The sequence below is a fragment of the Streptomyces sp. NBC_00236 genome, assembly GCF_036195045.1.
Lineage (GTDB): Bacteria > Actinomycetota > Actinomycetes > Streptomycetales > Streptomycetaceae > Streptomyces.
Genome location: NZ_CP108100.1, coordinates 7,489,623 through 7,505,032 on the forward strand (window position 1 = coordinate 7,489,623; position 15,410 = coordinate 7,505,032).

The following is a 15,410-nucleotide window of genomic DNA, read 5'->3' on the forward strand; positions in this document are numbered from 1 at the left end:
GCGCGCAGGGACTGCGGTTGTCAGTGCCCGGTGCAAGACTCGGAGAGTCAGGACTTCCTGCTGTGCGAGAACGGGACACCGAAGGAGCGCACGATGCTCACCACCCGTTTTGTTGACGGATCCCCCAACTGGATGGATCTCGGTACACCGGACATCGAGGGGGCCGAGGCGTTCTACACCGCTCTCCTCGGCTGGGACTTCGAAGCCGGAGGCCCCGAGACCGGTGGCTACGGGATGTTCCTGCTGGACGGGAAGACGGTCGGCGGGGCGATGACGGTCACCGAGGAGCAGGCGAAGCCGTCCTGGTCGGTGTACTTCCGGTCGGCGGACGTCACCGCCACCGCGCAGGCCGTGCGCGAGGCCGGCGGGACGGTGCCGTTCGAGCCGATGGACGTCCTGGAGTACGGCCGGATGGGCGGTTTCACCGACCGGGCCGGGGCCTACTTCGGCGTCTGGCAGCCCAAGCAGAACCCGGGCCTCGGCGTCGTGAACGAGCGGGGCAGCCTCTGCTGGGCCGAGCTGTACACCCCGGACGTGCCGGCCGCCGCGGCGTTCTACGACTCCGTCTTCGGCTGGGACACGACGCAGACGCCCTACCCCGGCGGCGGCGGGGCGTACACCGTGATCAGGACGGCGGGTGGCGGTGAGGAGACCTCGTTCGGCGGACTCGTCCCGCTGGACGCCGTGCCCGTCAGGGCCGCCTCCGGGCCGCACTGGCTGCCGTACATCGAGGTCGAGGACTGCGACGCCGCTGCGGCATCGGTCGAGCGGCTGGGCGGCAAGCTGACGCTGGAACCGACGGAGATGGAAGGCGTGGGCACCTTCGCGAACGTCGAGGATCCGTACGGTGCCGCGTTCGCCGTGATCAGGAGCGTCCAGTGACCGGTGCGTCGCCAAGGGCTCTCGCCCCGGCCGGCTGATGGATCGCTGAGGACTGCTGGATCGCTGACGATTGATGGATCGTTGATCAGTCGTTTATCGAGGCAGGGCACTGTGTGGCCCATGCTGATCAACACCGCGACCGACCCCGCTCTCGCCTGGCAGGAGACAGCGCTGTGCGCACAGACGGGGCCCGAGTTCTTCTTCCCCGCCCCCGGCAGCTCCACCCGTGAGGCCAAGCAGCTCTGCAACGCCTGCGAGGGACGCCTGGCCTGCCTGGAGTACGCACTCGACAACGACGAGCGCTTCGGCGTCTGGGGCGGTCTCTCCGAGAAGGAGCGCGACAGGCTCCGCAGAGTCGACCGCCACCGGGCGTGAGCGCGCCCTCACCGTTGGAGACCTCGGCGTTCCGTACACCGGCCTGAGGGTCCCCGTGAACGCTGCGGAACCCGCGTGGACCAGGGGAGGAAGCCGAGTAGCGCGCGTACGACTACGTCGTCGTCGGGGGCGGTCCGGCCGGTTGCGTGCACCCTGTTCCGCCTCCCCGGCCCCGGCCCCGCACGCCTCCGGTCCGATGGGCCGGACGCGCGGGGGCAGCCGCGCCGGACGGGATCCGGATGCCGGGAGGCAACGCCGGATCAGGACGGGACGCGGAACGTCTCGCCGTACATCTTCCAGGTCAGCGGCGGTTCGAGGGCCAGGTTCCCGTCCTCCAGGAACACCCGCTGGGCGGTGTCGAGGCGCGAGGTGTCCTGCTGGTTCTTCTTCGACTTCATCACGGTCCGGGCCGCTTCGAGGAAGGCGTCCAGATAGGCCGACTCGTCGCCGCCCTCCGCGACCGTGTCCGCCTCTTCCGCGGCTGCCTTCCGGATGCCGTAGAAGGAGTCCGCCTCGGAGCCGGGGCCCTGGAGAACCATGGCGTCGAAGTAGATGTACTGCCCCAGGGTGCCGAGACCGTCCAGTTTCGCCAGATGGACGGCCGGTTCGAAGTACTGCTTCAGCCGGACCAGGTCCTGGGCGGCGCGGAAGGCAGGGTCCTCGGCCGACTTCTTCCACGCGGCCGTGAAACCGGGGTCCAGCCCCTCGTGCGAGGCGGTGCCGTCGACCTCGCGCAGCGCCGGGACGAACGGTGCCAGGGGGCTGTCCGGGTGTTCCGCGGTGAACGACTCGACGAACGTGAGCATGTCGTGCGTACTGGAGCAGAAACCGACGATTCCCGCGTTGTAGCCGGTGCCGTCGCCGGTGTCCTCGATCGTGCCGTACTGGCTGCGCCAGTCCAGCGTCGACCCCTCGGCGCTGGCCAGCAGCTGCCAGGCGATCTCGCGCATCTTCGGCTCGGCCAGCCCCGGGGGCATCGCGGCGACGCGGGCGTTGAGCTCGCGCCGTTCGTCTTCGTCCGCGGCGGCGAACGGGTCGGCCGGTGCGGACGGGGTGACCGACGCCTTCGCGGTGGGAGAGCTCGTGGGCAGCTCCGCGTCGCCGCCGCTGTTGAAGAGCAGGGAAACGACGATGGCTATCGGCGCACCGAACAGCACCACACGGGTCACAGGTTTCACCGGCACAGAGTACGGTCCGCGCAGCCCGGGGGAGGGCTCACCCCCGGGCTGCGCGCACCGAGGGAGTCCGCCCCCGCCCGGGGACCTGGGTGCCGGCGGTCAGGCCTGGGCGCGGGCCGTCATGCGTGCCTTGCGCGCGGCGAGCTTCGCGTCGAACTTCGACGCCTCGCTGTCCAGCCCGTTCATGTACAGACCGAGCTCCTCCTGCGCCTGGAGGCCCTCCGGGCCCAGACCGTCGATGTCCAGCACCTTCAGGTAGCGCAGCACCGGCTGGATCACGTCGTCGTGGTGGATCCGCATGTTGTAGATCTCACCGATCGCCATCTGCGCGGCGGCCCGCTCGAACCCGGGCATGCCGTGGCCGGGCATCCGGAAGTTCACGACGACATCGCGCACGGACTGCATGGTCAGGTCCGGGGCGAGTTCGAAGGCCGCGCCGAGGAGGTTGCGGTAGAAGACCATGTGCAGGTTCTCGTCGGTCGCGATCCGCGCCAGCATGCGGTCGCAGACGGGGTCGCCCGACTGATGTCCGGTGTTGCGGTGCGAGACCCGGGTCGCCAGTTCCTGGAACGCCACGTATGCGACGGAGTGCAGCATCGAGTGGCGGTTGTCGGACTCGAAGCCCTCCGCCATGTGCGCCATCCGGAACTGCTCCAGCTTGTCCGGGTCCACGGCGCGCGAGGTGAGCAGGTAGTCGCGCATCACGATGCCGTGGCGGCCCTCCTCGGCCGTCCAGCGGTGCACCCAGGTGCCCCAGGCGCCGTCACGGCCGAAGAGCGAGGCGATCTCGTGGTGGTAGCTGGGGAGGTTGTCCTCGGTCAGCAGGTTCACGACCAGGGCGATCTTGCCGATGTCGGTGACCTTGGACTGCTCGGCCTCCCAGGCCTGGCCGTCGTCGAAGATGCCGGGGAAGTTCCGGCCGTCGGAGAACGGCACGTACTCGTGCGGCATCCAGTCCTTGGCGACCTTGAGATGGCGGTTGAGTTCCTTCTCCACCACCTCTTCCAGCGCGTACAGCAGTTGGGCGTCGGTCCACGCCTGTGAACTGCCGAGGTGGGGAGAGGTGATCGTCACGGGGGCTCCTGGGGACGGGAGAATTACCTACGGCTTCGTAGGTTACGAGACCGTAGGTTAAAGCGGCAGTAAGGCCGCAGCCAAGCCCCTCCGGGCGACAGTCGTTCACGCAGTGTCATAAGTGCAGGTCACGCGTGTATACAGAGGGTCAGGAAGGTGTGTGGGTGACCGCGCGGGACCGGGGGGAATGGAATGATCGGCCGGGCCGTGCCCCCGTGGCGATGAGCTCTGAACAGTCGGCGTACTCGGAGCGCAACGCGTCAGGGGGCGCGGTCGGGGCGGGCCGGATCAGAGCAGGTGGTCTGCCGCACCCGCCTTCACCGCGAAGATCAGCGCCTGTAGCGCCTCCACGGAGTCACTGACGTAGGTGGCCTGGTCGGTCGTCGAGCCGATGTAGGCGCGCCCCTGGTCGTCGAGTCCGAAGCGGAAGCAGTTCGCACCCTCGCTGCAGAAGGCTTCGTCCCAGCAGATGTCGTTCATGGTCTCTCTCCTCAGAGGTCCTGGGCTATGCATCGGATGAATGCGCGTGATTCCTCGACGGGCAGCGCGAGCGTACGCAGGCGCTCCAACAGGCCCCGGTACCGGCGCAGTTGCATATCGGCGTCCAGCAGCATCGAGCCGTGCGAGGAATCGAGTTGCACGGTATCGAGCTGCGGGACCGCCGCGCCGACATAGGTGAACGACTGTCCGGCGCCGGGGAAACCGCCTGCGGCGAAGGGGATGGCCCGGACGGTGATCCGGCTGCGCTCGGACTGGTCGAGAATGTGTTCCAGCTGGGCCCGGGTGACCTTGGGGCCGCCGAACTGCATCCGTAGCGCGGCCTCGTGGATCACCGCTTCGTACAGTGGCGGCCGGTCCCGTTCGAGCACTTCCTGGCGGCGCAGCCGCAGGGAGAGCCGGGCCATCAGATCGGGGCCCGGCAGCCGGGGGTCGGCGGTGTCGAAGACCGCGCGCGCGTGTTCCTCGGTCTGGAGCAGGCCGGGGATGTGGGTGGTGGTGGCGGTGTTCAACTCCACTGCGTGGAACTCGAGTTCGGCGATGTCCAGCAGGCTCGGCAGCAGCAGGCCGCGATGCTCCTCCCACCAGCCCCTCGCCCGCTCCGTCGCCATCTCTGCCAGCAGGTCCACGAGGCCCGTGTCGGGGCAGCCGTAGTTGAAGGCCAGGGTGCGGACCCGCTCGGCGCTGATGCCGAACCGGCCGGACTCGATGTTGGGGATGCGGGTGCGGTCGACGCCCAGCAGTGCCGCGGCCTGCTGTGCCGTCATCCCCGACTGCTCGCGCAGTTTGCGCAGTTCGTACCCGAGGCGTTGTTGTCGTGCGGTCGGAGTGGTCCTGGGTGGCACGGTGTGTGTCCTTACGGGGCGGGCGGCGAAATGACCGGAACCACACAAGTAGTAGCACTGTGCTCCGGACGTACGCTACGGTCGGTAGCGCAAGTCTCACACGGGGCGACCGCGCCCTTGTGTGTGATCGTCACCACACGTATCAGAAATGTGAGCAGCACTTGATGAAGGGCGCACTGCGTTGTCTCCCGGCCCTCGCACCCGCCGGACCACAACCACCGGCGGCGGACAACCTCAGCTACTCGTTCGCCCTGCCGGGCGGTGCCTTCTGCGCGGGCCTCGCCCGCCGCGCCGTGGATGAACTGCTCAGCCGGCACGGTCTCGCCGAACTCGCCGAGACGGCGGTCCTCGCCACCTCGGAACTCGTCGCAGCCGCCTATCGCTTCACGCCGGACCGGGAGATGCTCCTGCGGGTCCACTGGCAGTACGACGCGCTGCGGATCACCCTCTACGACCAGCACCCTGCCCATGCGTCGCCCGAGAAGTCCGAGGAGTGCCGGGAGCACCGCAGCGCCAGCATGTGGCTGCTGGCCGCCGCGGTGGACGCACACGGCGGTGACTGGGGGCTGGCCCCCGCGCTGACGGCCTCCGGCGGCTCCAAGACCTGGGCGTTACTCCACCGCTAGCCCTCGCCACCCGCGCGAACCGGCCCCGCCACGCACCTCACAGTCCGGCGCGCACCTCCTCGGCCGTGGTGTCCCGGATCCCGCCGTCGAGCAGCAGCCAGCGCGTGATCCCGAGCGATTCGAGGAACGGCACATCGTGGCTCGCCACGATCAGCGCCCCCTCGTACGCGTCGAGTGCCGCCGTCAGCCGGCGCACGCTCGCCATGTCCAGGTTGTTCGTCGGCTCGTCCAGCATCAGCAGCTGAGGTGCCGGTTCGGCCAGCAGCAGTGAGGCAAGAGCGGCACGGAACCGTTCACCGCCCGACAGCGTCCCCGCGGCCCGGTCCGCCCGGGCGCCCCTGAACAGGAAACGGGCCAGACGCGCCCTGATCCGGTTGTCCGTGGCATCCGGCGCGAACCGCGCCACGTTCTCCACCACGCTCAGGCCGTCGTCCAGCACATCCAGCCGCTGCGGCAGGAAGCGCATCGGCAGGTGCACCGACGCCTCACCGGACACGGGTGCCAGGTCACCGGCCAGTGTCCGCAGCAGCGTGGTCTTGCCCGCCCCGTTACGTCCCACCAGCGCGATGCGCTCCGGACCGCGTACCTCGAACGAACCCTGCACCCGCGCTCCGTACGCGAGCTCCAGATCGCTCAGCAGCAGTACGCCCTGGCCCGGATGGACCTTCGTGTGCGGCAGTTCGACCCTGATCTCGGCATCGTCGCGCACAGCTTCGACAGCGTCGTCGAGGCGCTCCTTCGCCTCGGCCAGCTTCTCCGTGTGCATGATGCGGTGCTTGCCCGCCGACTCCTGGGCCGAACGCTTGCGGGCACCCATGACGATCTTCGGTTCCCGCTTGTTCTCGTACATCTTCTGTCCGTAGCGCTTGCGCCGCGCCAGCTTGACCTGGGCCTCGGCCAGTTCGCGCTTCTGGCGGTGCACATCGGCCTCGGCGACCCGCACCATGCGCTCGGCGGCCTCCTGCTCCACGGCGAGCGCCTCCTCGTACGCCGAGAGGTTCCCGCCGTACCAGGTGACCGAGCCCTCCCGCAGGTCGGCGATCTGGTCGACGCGCTCCAGAAGCTCCCGGTCGTGGCTGACGACGACGAGGACGCCGTTCCACGCGTCGACCGCCGCGTAGAGGCGGCCGCGTGCGTACAGATCCAGGTTGTTCGTCGGTTCGTCCAGCAGCAGTACGTCGGGCCGGGCCAGCAGCAGCGCCGCCAGGCGCAGCAGCACGCACTCGCCGCCCGACATCTCACCGATCGTGCGATCGAGCCCGATGTGGCCGAGGCCGAGCTGGTCGAGCGTGGCGAGAGCCCGCTCCTCCACGTCCCAGTCGTCACCGACGGCGGCGAACCGCTCCTCGGTGACGTCGCCCGCCTCGATGGCGTGCAGCGCCGCACGGGTCCCGTCGATGCCCAGGGCGGCGTCGACGCGCAGCGTGGTGTCCAGGACCAGGTTCTGCGGCAGGTAACCGACCTCGCCCGCCGCCCTGATGTGGCCATCGGAGGGGGTGAGTTCACCGGCGATCAGCCGCAACAGGGTCGACTTGCCCGAGCCGTTGAGCCCGATGAGTCCGGTGCGGCCGGGTCCCACGGTGAGGTGGAAGTCGTCGAGCACCGGGCTGCCGTCGGGCCAGGCGAAGGACAGCGACGAACAGGTGATGTGGGTGAGGGGGGTAGACACAAGGAACTCCCGGTTGCGAGGAAGGACAGGGGCAACGGGGCGAGACACCGGTCACTGGCTTTCCACGGAAGAGATTCCGGAAGACGAGAAGAGGAAAGGCCCTGGTCGCGGAGGACGGCTCGAAGAGCTGAGGTCACACTCGGGCACGCGGACATGTGCAGACATGACATGGCGTGCGACACGGTGTCTCAAGACCTCAGACGAGCAACGTCCTACTCCTATCGGCGACAACAAGGACATCAACGAAGGTACGGCGGTCCCCGGGACGGGGCAAGCGAATTACCGGGACCGGCCCGGCCCCCGACGCGACGGCGTCAGCAGGACCCGCCGAGCAGGTGCGCCAGGCCCCGGTCCAGATCCAGGAAGCGGTGCTCCTCCCCGGCAGGGACGAGTTCCTGGGCGCGCCGCAGGAACCGGCGCAGCTCCGCCGTGCGCACGTGCACCATGGCGATGCCCTCGGCGGCGTGAAACTCCAGCACGGTGCGGTCGTACCCGAAGGGCCTGATGCGTACGTCCCCGACCCCCGCCGACGCGTCCATCCCCGCCGTCAGCAGTTCACGGGAGAACTCCCAGGACACATCGGTGCCCTCCAGCGTCGCCGGCGCGGGGAACGCCATGCGTACCGTGAAGGGGTCGGTGCGGTCGTAGCTCAGCACTGCGGGAAGCGTTTCCATCCGGGGCGCGGATGCGACCATGCGGGCCTGCACGGACTGTTCGATAACGGTGGACAAGACCTGCTCCCTCTCGCGACGCTCTTGTACAGACGACGGAACCAGCCGATCCGTGCATCGGAGCACGGCGTGAGTTACGTCACCGCGCACCGTCGCCTGCACACGTGCCCGTTTCCCGGCGATGCACCCTGGACGGGGCCCGGTCCGTGGATTAGCTTCCAGCGCCATGAAGCCCATGGGGAAGACGCGACGACTGATGTCACTGGGACTGTGCGGGGCCGCGCTGGCCGCCGCGCTGGCCGCACCCGCGGCCCAGGCGGCACCCGGCGAACGGCACGGTCCGGCCTGGACGCCCACCGATACGGGCACCGACGCCCGCTTCCGGGGCCTCGCCGCCGTCAGCAGCCGAACGGCGTGGCTCGCGGGCTCGCAGGGCACCGTGCTGCGCACCACCGACGGCGGCAGGAACTGGCGCGACGTCTCGCCGCCCGGTGCGGCCGACGAGGCACTGGAGTTCCGTGACATCGAGGCCTTCGACGCCAGGCGGGCGGTGGCCCTGGCCATCGGCGAGGGAGAGGCCTCCCGGGTCCTGCGCACGGAGGACGGCGGGGCCACCTGGACCGAGTCCTTCCGCAACACCGACGCCCGCGCGTTCTACGACTGCCTCACCTTCTTCGACAGCCGCCACGGCCTCGCCATGAGCGACCCCGTGGACGGGCGGTTCCGCATCCTGTCCACCGCTGACGGGGGCCGAAGCTGGAACGTGCTGCCCAGCGCCGGCATGCCGCAGGCGCAGACCGGTGAGGCGGGGTTCGCGGCCAGTGGGCAGTGCCTGGTCAGCGCCGGCTCCAAGGACGTCTGGCTGGCGACCGGCGGGGCGGCCACCGCCCGGGTCCTGCACTCGGGCGACCGCGGCCTGACCTGGACCGCGACGCAGTCGCCGATCCCGGCCGGCGACCCGGCCCGCGGCGTCTTCGGCCTCGCCTTCCGGGACCGTACCCATGGCATCGCGGTCGGCGGTGACTTCCGCGCCGACCAGGCGTCGCCCCGCGCCTCGGCGGTCACCTCCGACGGGGGCCGTGGCTGGCAGCCGTCCCGTACGCCGCCCGCCGCCTACCGCTCCGGAGTCGCCTGGCTGCCGCACAGCCGCTCGGCCGCACTCGCGGTCGGCCCGGCCGGCACCGACCTCACGACGGACGGCGGCCGTACCTGGCGCTCGGTCGACACCGGGTCGTACGACACGGTCGACTGCACCGCGGACGGAGCCTGCTGGGCGGCCGGCGAAAAGGGGCGGGCCGCACGCGCGTTCGTCCGCTGAAAGGCTCCTACACCTGCTGACGGTAGGGGGTGAGGGCGTCCGACGTCTTCGTCGCGATGAACTCCGTGATGCGGTACGCGCAGACGCCGTGCACGACGAAGGGATCGGACGCCGCGAGCCGTGCGATCGCGGCCCGGTCGTCCCCGACCGCGAGAATCACCCCGCCCTCACGGGGGTTCTTGCGGCCGGAGGCGATGAACACCCCGGCCGCGTACTGCGCGTCGAGCCAGGCGACGTGATCCTCCATCAGCGCGTCGACGCGGTCCAGCGGGGCGGTGTACGACAGATCGAGAACGAACATGATCCAGAGGCTACGGGAGCGGCCCGCCTAAACTGACCGGCATCATGACGACACTGCGGATGCCCGCCGACGAGGCCGAGGCGCGAGCCCTCCAGGACACCCTGCGTACCCGGGTGGTGCTCGACGAGCCCGGGCCGCCGCCGGGCAGCGGCACGGTGACGGGCGTGGACGTCGCCTACGACGACGAGCGCGATGTCGTCGTGGCGGCGGCCGTCGTCCTGGACGCGGCCACGCTGGAGGTGGTGGCGGAGGCCACCGCCACCGGGCAGGTGACCTTCCCGTACGTCCCGGGACTCCTCGCCTTCCGCGAGATCCCCACGGTGCTGGCGGCGCTCGAGTCCCTGACCGTCGACCCGGGGCTGGTCGTCTGCGACGGCTACGGACAGGCGCACCCGCGCCGCTTCGGCCTCGCCAGCCATCTGGGCGTGCTCACCGGGCTCCCGGTCATCGGCGTCGCGAAGAACCCGTTCACCTTCTCGTACGAACAGCCCGGCCCCCACCGCGGCGACCGGTCGCCGCTGCTGGACGGGGACGAGGTGGTGGGGCAGGCGTTGCGCACCCGGGACGGCACGAAACCGGTGTTCGTCTCGGTCGGGCACCGTACCGGCCTGGACAACGCCTGTGCGCACACGCTGCTGTTGGCCCGCGGCTTCCGCCAGCCGGAGACGACCCGCAGGGCCGACGCGCTGTGCCGGCGGGCGCTCCGGGAAGCCACCGGCTGAGGGCCGGCGCGCGTGCGGGGGCCGGGCGTCTGAGTATCCGTACGGATAGCGCCCGCCGATCATGGTCGGCAGTCTGGACGCATGAACGCATCTCGCTCAACCGCTCGAACCGCCCCCCTTCACCCTGCTCAGCGCCGTGTGGCGGCGGGCATGCTGATCGGGGGTGCGGTCGGCTTCGTCTGGGCCGGGGCGATGCTCTACACCCTGGCCTCCTGGATCTTCTGAGCCCCGTCCGCCCGGTGACGCCTCAGCGCACGGACGCCACGCGGAAGCGCAGACCCGCCCCGCGCAGCCGTTCCAGCAGTGCGTCACCCATGGCGACCGCCGTGGTGACCTGGCCCGAGGTCGGCGGGAGCTCGTCCAGCGCCAGGCACAGCGCCGACTCCGCCAGCATCTTCGCCGTCTCGTCGTAGCCCGGATCGCCGCCCGACACCTCGGTGAGGACGCGGCGGCCCCCGCCCTCGCCGACGAACCGGACCGTGAACCAGCTCCGGCGGCGGCGTTCCGCGTCCGGACCCGACCCGGGCTCGTAACGGTCCATCAGCCAGTTCCGTACGGCCGGCAGCTGCGCCGCGCCGAGCAGGGCGCCCAGGGCCGCCGTGCCGCCCAGGGCCACCGGCAGATGTTTGACCGAGGCGTAGTGCCGGTAGCGGAAGTCGGGGCCGTAGCGGGGGAGCGCACGGGCCGAGCGTCTGACGATCTGCGCGTCGAGGGTCGGCAGCGGAAGCGCCCAGGTGCCGGTCTCCGTGCTGAAGCGCGGCCCGCCGAACGGGGCGGCGGCGCGGCGGCCGACCAGCCGGGGCTCGTGCAGCCGGCGCTCCCTGGCGGCGCTCAGCATCTGTGGGCCGCGGCCCATAGTGTTGAGCGCGGAGGCGAACGTGCCGCCCGAGAAGACGGCGTTGGAGCGGACGAATCCGTCGATGCGCAGCGGGACGTCCTCGGGCAGTTGCAGGACCGTGAAGTACGCCCCCAGATCGTGCGGTACGGAGTCGAATCCGCAGGCGTGCAGGATCCGGGCCCCGGTCTCCCGCGCCCGGGCGTCGTGCTCCAGGTACATCCGGTCGGCGAACTCCGGCTCGCCCGCGAGATCGGTGTAGTCCGTTCCCGCCTCCGCGCAGGCCGCGACCAGCTTCTCGCCGTACCAGACGTACGGGCCGACGGTCGTGGCCACCACATGGGTGGACCGGGCCAGTTCGCGCAGCGCGTCCGCGTCGGCGGCGTCGGCGTGCAGCAGCGGGAGGTCCGCGCAGTGCGGATGCAGTGCGGTGAGCCGATTGCGCAGTTGCTCCAGTTTGGCGCGGTTGCGGCCGGCCAGAGCCCAGCGGCAGCCGTCCGGGGCGTGGGCCGCCAGATACCCGGCCGTGAGCTCACCCACGAAGCCGGTGGCGCCGAAGAGGACTACGTCATAGGGGCGTGATGCCCCGTTCTGCCTGTTCACGAGTGCCTCCGCAGGGGCCGGCGCCGATGTAGCAGGCAGAGGGTAGCGGAGGCGTACGTGACGGTGTGCGGCCGGGGAGGCTTCGTGACGTGGCGCTCTGCGGCCGAGGGGGCTTCATGGGAGAGGATCCAGGGGAAAGAACTAAGCGCTTGCTCGCCCCAGGGGGTTGTGCGGAGCGCGGTGCGTTCTTAACATCATCGATGTTACATCAGTTGTGTCATACCGCTGGGGGCTCGATGGCAACGACAGGGAACGGCTCGCACGGTCCGCTGGCCGGGGTGCGCGTGGTCGAGCTGGCGGGCATCGGGCCCGGCCCGTTCGCCGCGATGCTCCTGGCCGATCTCGGCGCCGACGTGGTGCGCGTCGACCGGCCCGGCGGGGCCGGTCTCGGGATCGACCCGGCCCGCGACCTCACCAACCGCAACAAGCGCTCCGTCCTCGTCGACCTCAAGGACCCGGCCGGTCCGGACACCGTCCTGGACCTGGCCGAGCGCGCCGACGTACTGATCGAGGGGTACCGGCCCGGAGTCGCCGAACGCCTGGGCGTGGGTCCGGACGCCTGCCTCGCCCGTAACCCCCAACTCGTCTACGGGCGGATGACCGGCTGGGGCCAGGAAGGCCCGCTCGCCGAACGGGCCGGGCACGACATCGCCTACATCGCCGTCACCGGCGCCCTCTCCATGATCGGCAAGCCGCAGGAGCCGCCCACCGTTCCCGCCAATCTGCTCGGCGACTACGCGGGCGGCTCGCTCTACCTCGTCGTCGGCGTCCTCGCCGCACTCCAGCACGCCCGGACGCCGGGCGGCAGCGGACAGGTCGTCGACGCGGCGATCGTCGACGGCACCGCGCACCTCACCATGATGATCCAGGGCATGCTGCAGGCCGGCGGCTGGCAGGACCGGCGCGGCTCCAACCTGCTGGACGGAGGCTGCCCCTTCTACGGCTCGTACGAGACCGCCGACGGCGCGTACATGGCCGTCGGCCCGCTCGAGAAGCGGTTCTACGCCGAGTTCACCGAGCTTCTCGGCATCGCGGATACGGCCCCCGACCGGGGCGACCTGGCCCGCTGGGACGAGCTGCGCACCCTTGTCGCCGCCCGGTTCCGCACCCGTACCCGCGCCGAATGGACCGAGGTCTTCGACGGGTCGGACGCCTGCGTGGCCCCGGTCCTCTCCCTGCGCGAGGCACCCCGTCACCCGCACCTGGCAGCCCGCTCCACCTTCGTCGAACACGGCGGACTCACCCAGCCCGCGCCCGCCCCCCGTTTCTCGGCCACGCCATCCTCGGTGCGCAGCGGACCGGCGCGGCCGGGCGCGGACACCGAAGCCGTCGCCGCCGACTGGGGCGTACCGGCCCTGCGGAACACCCGGAAGGAAACCACCGACTGATGCAGCGGCAGATCTTCACCGAGGAGCACGACGCGTTCCGTGAGACGGTCCGCACCTTCCTGTCCAAGGAGGTGCTTCCGCACTACGAACAGTGGGAGAAGGACGGCATCGTCTCGCGCGAGGCCTGGCGCGCCGCCGGCCGGCAGGGTCTGCTCGGCCTCGCGGTACCCGAGGAGTACGGGGGCGGCGGGAACACCGACTTCCGCTACAGCGCCGTCCTCGCCGAGGAGTTCACCCGGGCCGGCACCCCCGGTCTCGCGCTCGGGCTGCACAACGACATCATCGGCCCTTACCTGACCGGCCTGGCGACCGAGGAGCAGAAGCGCCGATGGCTGCCCGGCTTCTGCAGCGGCGAGATCATCACCGCCATCGCGATGACCGAACCCGGCGCCGGCTCGGACCTCCAGGGCATCCGGACCACCGCCGAGGACACGGGCGACCACTGGCTGCTCAACGGATCCAAGACGTTCATCTCCAACGGCATCCTCGCCGACCTGGTGGTCGTCGTCGCGAAGACCACCCCGGACGGCGGCGCGAAGGGCCTCTCGCTGATCGTGGTCGAGCGCGGCGCCGAGGGCTTCGAGCGCGGCCGCAACCTCGACAAGATCGGCCAGAAGTCCCAGGACACCGCCGAACTGTTCTTCAATGACGTGCGCGTCCCCAAGGAGAACCTCCTCGGCGAGCTCGACGGCGCCTTCATCCACCTGATGACCAACCTGGCCCAGGAACGGATGGGCATAGCAGTCGCCGGGATCGCCGCGGCCGAGCACCTCCTGGAGATCACCACGACGTACGTCAAGGAACGCGAGGCCTTCGGGCGGCCGCTCTCCAAGCTCCAGCACATCCGCTTCGAGATCGCCGAGATGGCCACCGAGTGCGCCGTCACCCGGGCCTTCCTCGACCGGTGCATCGTCGACCACTCGGCAGGGACGCTCGACGCCGTGCACGCCTCCATGGCGAAGTGGTGGGCGACCGAACTGCAGAAGCGTGTCGCCGACCGATGCCTCCAACTGCACGGCGGATACGGCTACATGTCGGAGTTCCCGGTGGCCAGGGCCTTCACCGACGGCCGGATCCAGACCATCTACGGCGGCACGACCGAGATCATGAAGGAGATCATCGGCCGCTCGCTGCTCGCCTGACCCGGCCCCCGTCACCCTGTTGCGCAACCACCCTCGAAAGGCAGCTGTCTTGAGTACCGAAGCATTCGTCTACGACGCGATCCGCACCCCGCGCGGCCGCGGCAAGGCCAACGGGGCCCTGCACGGCACCAAGCCGATCGACCTCGTCGTGGGCCTGATCCACGAACTCCGCGACCGCTTCCCGGGCCTGGACCCGGCGGCCGTCGACGACATCGTCCTCGGCGTGGTCAGCCCGCTCGGCGACCAGGGCTCCGACATCGCGCGCATCGCGGCGATCGCGGCGGGGCTGCCCGACACCGTCGCGGGTGTGCAGGAGAACCGCTTCTGTGCGTCGGGTCTGGAGGCCGTCAACATGGCTGCCGCCAAGGTCCGTTCCGGCTGGGAGGACCTCATCCTCGCGGGCGGCGTCGAGTCGATGTCCCGTGTCCCGATGGGCTCCGACGGCGGCGCCTGGGCCATGGACCCGATGACGAACTACGAGACCGGGTTCGCACCGCAGGGCATCGGCGCCGACCTCATCGCGACCATCGAGGGCTTCTCGCGCCGCGACGTCGACGAGTTCGCCGCCCTGTCGCAGGAGCGCGCCGCCGAGGCGTGGAAGGACGGCCGCTTCGCGCGTTCCGTCGTCCCGGTCAAGGACCGCAACGGCCTCGTCGTCCTCGACCACGACGAGCACATGCGTCCCGGCACCACGGCCGACTCCCTGGCCGCCCTGAAGCCGTCGTTCGCCGCGGTCGGCGAGATGGGCGGCTTCGACGCGGTGGCGCTGCAGAAGTACCACTGGGTGGAGAAGATCGACCACGTCCACCACGCGGGCAACTCCTCCGGCATCGTCGACGGAGCCGCCCTCGTCGCGATCGGCTCGAAGGAGATCGGCGAGCGCTACGGCCTCACCCCGCGCGCCCGGATCGTCTCCGCCGCCGTCTCCGGCTCCGAGCCCACCATCATGCTGACCGGGCCCGCGCCCGCCACCCGCAAGGCGCTCGCCAAGGCCGGACTGACCATCGACGACATCGACCTCGTCGAGATCAACGAGGCCTTCGCCGGCGTCGTCCTGCGGTTCGCGCGCGACATGGGGCTCTCGCTCGACAAGATCAACGTCAACGGCGGCGCCATCGCCATGGGGCACCCGCTCGGTGCGACCGGCGCGATGATCCTCGGCACCCTCATCGACGAACTGGAGCGGCGCGACAAGCGCTACGGCCTCGCGACCCTGTGCGTGGGCGGCGGCATGGGCATCGCCACCGTCATCGAGCGTCTCTGACCGTCCCCCTTCCTACGGA

At 70.5% G+C, this 15,410-nt stretch carries 17 protein-coding genes; 9 read left to right on the top strand and 8 right to left on the bottom strand.

Annotation, left to right across the window (positions count from 1 at the left end):
• The first annotated feature begins 93 nt into the window (after window positions 1-93).
• Window positions 94-882: a VOC family protein gene (locus OG446_RS33335; protein WP_328897519.1), complete on the top strand. Its 789-nt coding sequence runs from the start codon at window positions 94-96 to the stop codon at window positions 880-882.
• A 120-nt stretch (window positions 883-1,002) separates the two neighbouring features.
• Complete coding sequence (locus tag OG446_RS33340; protein ID WP_328897520.1) at window positions 1,003-1,257, top strand: WhiB family transcriptional regulator; 255 nt, start codon at window positions 1,003-1,005, stop codon at window positions 1,255-1,257.
• 260 nt (window positions 1,258-1,517) lie between these two features.
• On the opposite strand, the gene OG446_RS33345 is transcribed toward OG446_RS33340, so the two are convergent.
• From OG446_RS33345 to OG446_RS33360, 4 genes are all read right to left on the bottom strand, one after another.
• Window positions 1,518-2,426 (bottom strand): chitosanase, encoded by a 909-nt coding sequence (locus OG446_RS33345; RefSeq protein WP_328898493.1) that lies wholly within the window; start codon window positions 2,424-2,426, stop codon window positions 1,518-1,520.
• A 108-nt stretch (window positions 2,427-2,534) separates the two neighbouring features.
• The gene (locus tag OG446_RS33350) at window positions 2,535-3,509 is read right to left on the bottom strand and encodes an acyl-ACP desaturase (RefSeq protein ID WP_328897521.1); all 975 of its coding nucleotides are present in this window, start codon (window positions 3,507-3,509) and stop codon (window positions 2,535-2,537) included.
• Between the two features lie 288 nt (window positions 3,510-3,797).
• A complete protein-coding gene (locus tag OG446_RS33355; protein ID WP_306083980.1) occupies window positions 3,798-3,989 on the bottom strand; it encodes a hypothetical protein in 192 nt (63 codons plus the stop codon).
• A gap of 11 nt (window positions 3,990-4,000) precedes the next feature.
• Window positions 4,001-4,852 carry a Scr1 family TA system antitoxin-like transcriptional regulator gene (locus OG446_RS33360; RefSeq protein WP_328897522.1) on the bottom strand — a complete coding sequence of 284 codons (852 nt, stop codon included), beginning with the start codon at window positions 4,850-4,852 and terminating at the stop codon, window positions 4,001-4,003.
• Window positions 4,853-5,016: 164 nt separating this feature from the next.
• Here OG446_RS33360 and OG446_RS33365 point away from each other — a divergent pair, with 164 nt between their 5' ends.
• The gene (locus tag OG446_RS33365) at window positions 5,017-5,478 is read left to right on the top strand and encodes an ATP-binding protein (RefSeq protein WP_328897523.1); all 462 of its coding nucleotides are present in this window, start codon (window positions 5,017-5,019) and stop codon (window positions 5,476-5,478) included.
• A 37-nt stretch (window positions 5,479-5,515) separates the two neighbouring features.
• Here the strand turns inward: OG446_RS33365 and OG446_RS33370 are convergent, their stop codons facing one another.
• Complete coding sequence (locus OG446_RS33370; protein ID WP_328897524.1) at window positions 5,516-7,147, bottom strand: ABC-F family ATP-binding cassette domain-containing protein; 1,632 nt, start codon at window positions 7,145-7,147, stop codon at window positions 5,516-5,518.
• A gap of 314 nt (window positions 7,148-7,461) precedes the next feature.
• Complete coding sequence (locus OG446_RS33375; RefSeq protein WP_328897525.1) at window positions 7,462-7,878, bottom strand: SsgA family sporulation/cell division regulator; 417 nt, start codon at window positions 7,876-7,878, stop codon at window positions 7,462-7,464.
• A gap of 166 nt (window positions 7,879-8,044) precedes the next feature.
• On the opposite strand from OG446_RS33375, the gene OG446_RS33380 reads away from it, so the two are divergent.
• Window positions 8,045-9,136 carry a WD40/YVTN/BNR-like repeat-containing protein gene (locus tag OG446_RS33380; protein ID WP_328897526.1) on the top strand — a complete coding sequence of 364 codons (1,092 nt, stop codon included), beginning with the start codon at window positions 8,045-8,047 and terminating at the stop codon, window positions 9,134-9,136.
• Window positions 9,137-9,143: 7 nt separating this feature from the next.
• Here OG446_RS33380 and OG446_RS33385 read toward each other — a convergent pair whose 3' ends face one another.
• Window positions 9,144-9,437, bottom strand: a complete 294-nt coding sequence (locus OG446_RS33385; protein WP_328897527.1) for a YciI family protein — start codon at window positions 9,435-9,437, stop codon at window positions 9,144-9,146.
• 44 nt (window positions 9,438-9,481) lie between these two features.
• Between OG446_RS33385 and OG446_RS33390 the strand changes: the two genes are divergently transcribed.
• Window positions 9,482-10,159 (top strand): endonuclease V, encoded by a 678-nt coding sequence (locus OG446_RS33390; RefSeq protein ID WP_328897528.1) that lies wholly within the window; start codon window positions 9,482-9,484, stop codon window positions 10,157-10,159.
• A gap of 81 nt (window positions 10,160-10,240) precedes the next feature.
• Window positions 10,241-10,384 (top strand): morphogenic membrane protein MmpA, encoded by a 144-nt coding sequence (mmpA, locus tag OG446_RS33395; protein ID WP_328897529.1) that lies wholly within the window; start codon window positions 10,241-10,243, stop codon window positions 10,382-10,384.
• A 22-nt stretch (window positions 10,385-10,406) separates the two neighbouring features.
• On the opposite strand, the gene OG446_RS33400 is transcribed toward mmpA, so the two are convergent.
• The gene (locus OG446_RS33400; protein ID WP_328897530.1) at window positions 10,407-11,597 is read right to left on the bottom strand and encodes a saccharopine dehydrogenase family protein; all 1,191 of its coding nucleotides are present in this window, start codon (window positions 11,595-11,597) and stop codon (window positions 10,407-10,409) included.
• Window positions 11,598-11,833: 236 nt separating this feature from the next.
• Here OG446_RS33400 and OG446_RS33405 point away from each other — a divergent pair, with 236 nt between their 5' ends.
• The 3 genes from OG446_RS33405 to OG446_RS33415 are packed head-to-tail and all read left to right on the top strand — an operon-like array spanning window position 11,834 to window position 15,391.
• A complete protein-coding gene (locus OG446_RS33405) occupies window positions 11,834-12,985 on the top strand; it encodes a CaiB/BaiF CoA transferase family protein (RefSeq protein WP_328897531.1) in 1,152 nt (383 codons plus the stop codon).
• A complete protein-coding gene (locus OG446_RS33410) occupies window positions 12,985-14,127 on the top strand; it encodes an acyl-CoA dehydrogenase family protein (RefSeq protein WP_328897532.1) in 1,143 nt (380 codons plus the stop codon). Before OG446_RS33405 ends, OG446_RS33410 begins: the two co-directional genes overlap by 1 nt.
• Before the next feature lie 49 nt (window positions 14,128-14,176).
• Window positions 14,177-15,391, top strand: coding sequence for an acetyl-CoA C-acetyltransferase (locus OG446_RS33415; RefSeq protein ID WP_328897533.1), 1,215 nt, complete (start codon window positions 14,177-14,179; stop codon window positions 15,389-15,391).
• Window positions 15,392-15,410: the final 19 nt, after the last annotated feature.

Coding starts and splice junctions, on each gene's coding strand:
- OG446_RS33365 (WP_328897523.1), top strand. CDS start 5,017: ATGAAGGGCGCACTGCGTTGTCTCCCGGCCCTCGCACCCGCCGGACCA.
- OG446_RS33380 (WP_328897526.1), top strand. CDS start 8,045: ATGAAGCCCATGGGGAAGACGCGACGACTGATGTCACTGGGACTGTGC.
- OG446_RS33405 (WP_328897531.1), top strand. CDS start 11,834: ATGGCAACGACAGGGAACGGCTCGCACGGTCCGCTGGCCGGGGTGCGC.
- mmpA (WP_328897529.1), top strand. CDS start 10,241: ATGAACGCATCTCGCTCAACCGCTCGAACCGCCCCCCTTCACCCTGCT.
- OG446_RS33390 (WP_328897528.1), top strand. CDS start 9,482: ATGACGACACTGCGGATGCCCGCCGACGAGGCCGAGGCGCGAGCCCTC.
- OG446_RS33385 (WP_328897527.1), bottom strand. CDS start 9,437: ATGTTCGTTCTCGATCTGTCGTACACCGCCCCGCTGGACCGCGTCGAC.
- OG446_RS33355 (WP_306083980.1), bottom strand. CDS start 3,989: ATGAACGACATCTGCTGGGACGAAGCCTTCTGCAGCGAGGGTGCGAAC.
- OG446_RS33410 (WP_328897532.1), top strand. CDS start 12,985: ATGCAGCGGCAGATCTTCACCGAGGAGCACGACGCGTTCCGTGAGACG.
- OG446_RS33335 (WP_328897519.1), top strand. CDS start 94: ATGCTCACCACCCGTTTTGTTGACGGATCCCCCAACTGGATGGATCTC.
- OG446_RS33340 (WP_328897520.1), top strand. CDS start 1,003: ATGCTGATCAACACCGCGACCGACCCCGCTCTCGCCTGGCAGGAGACA.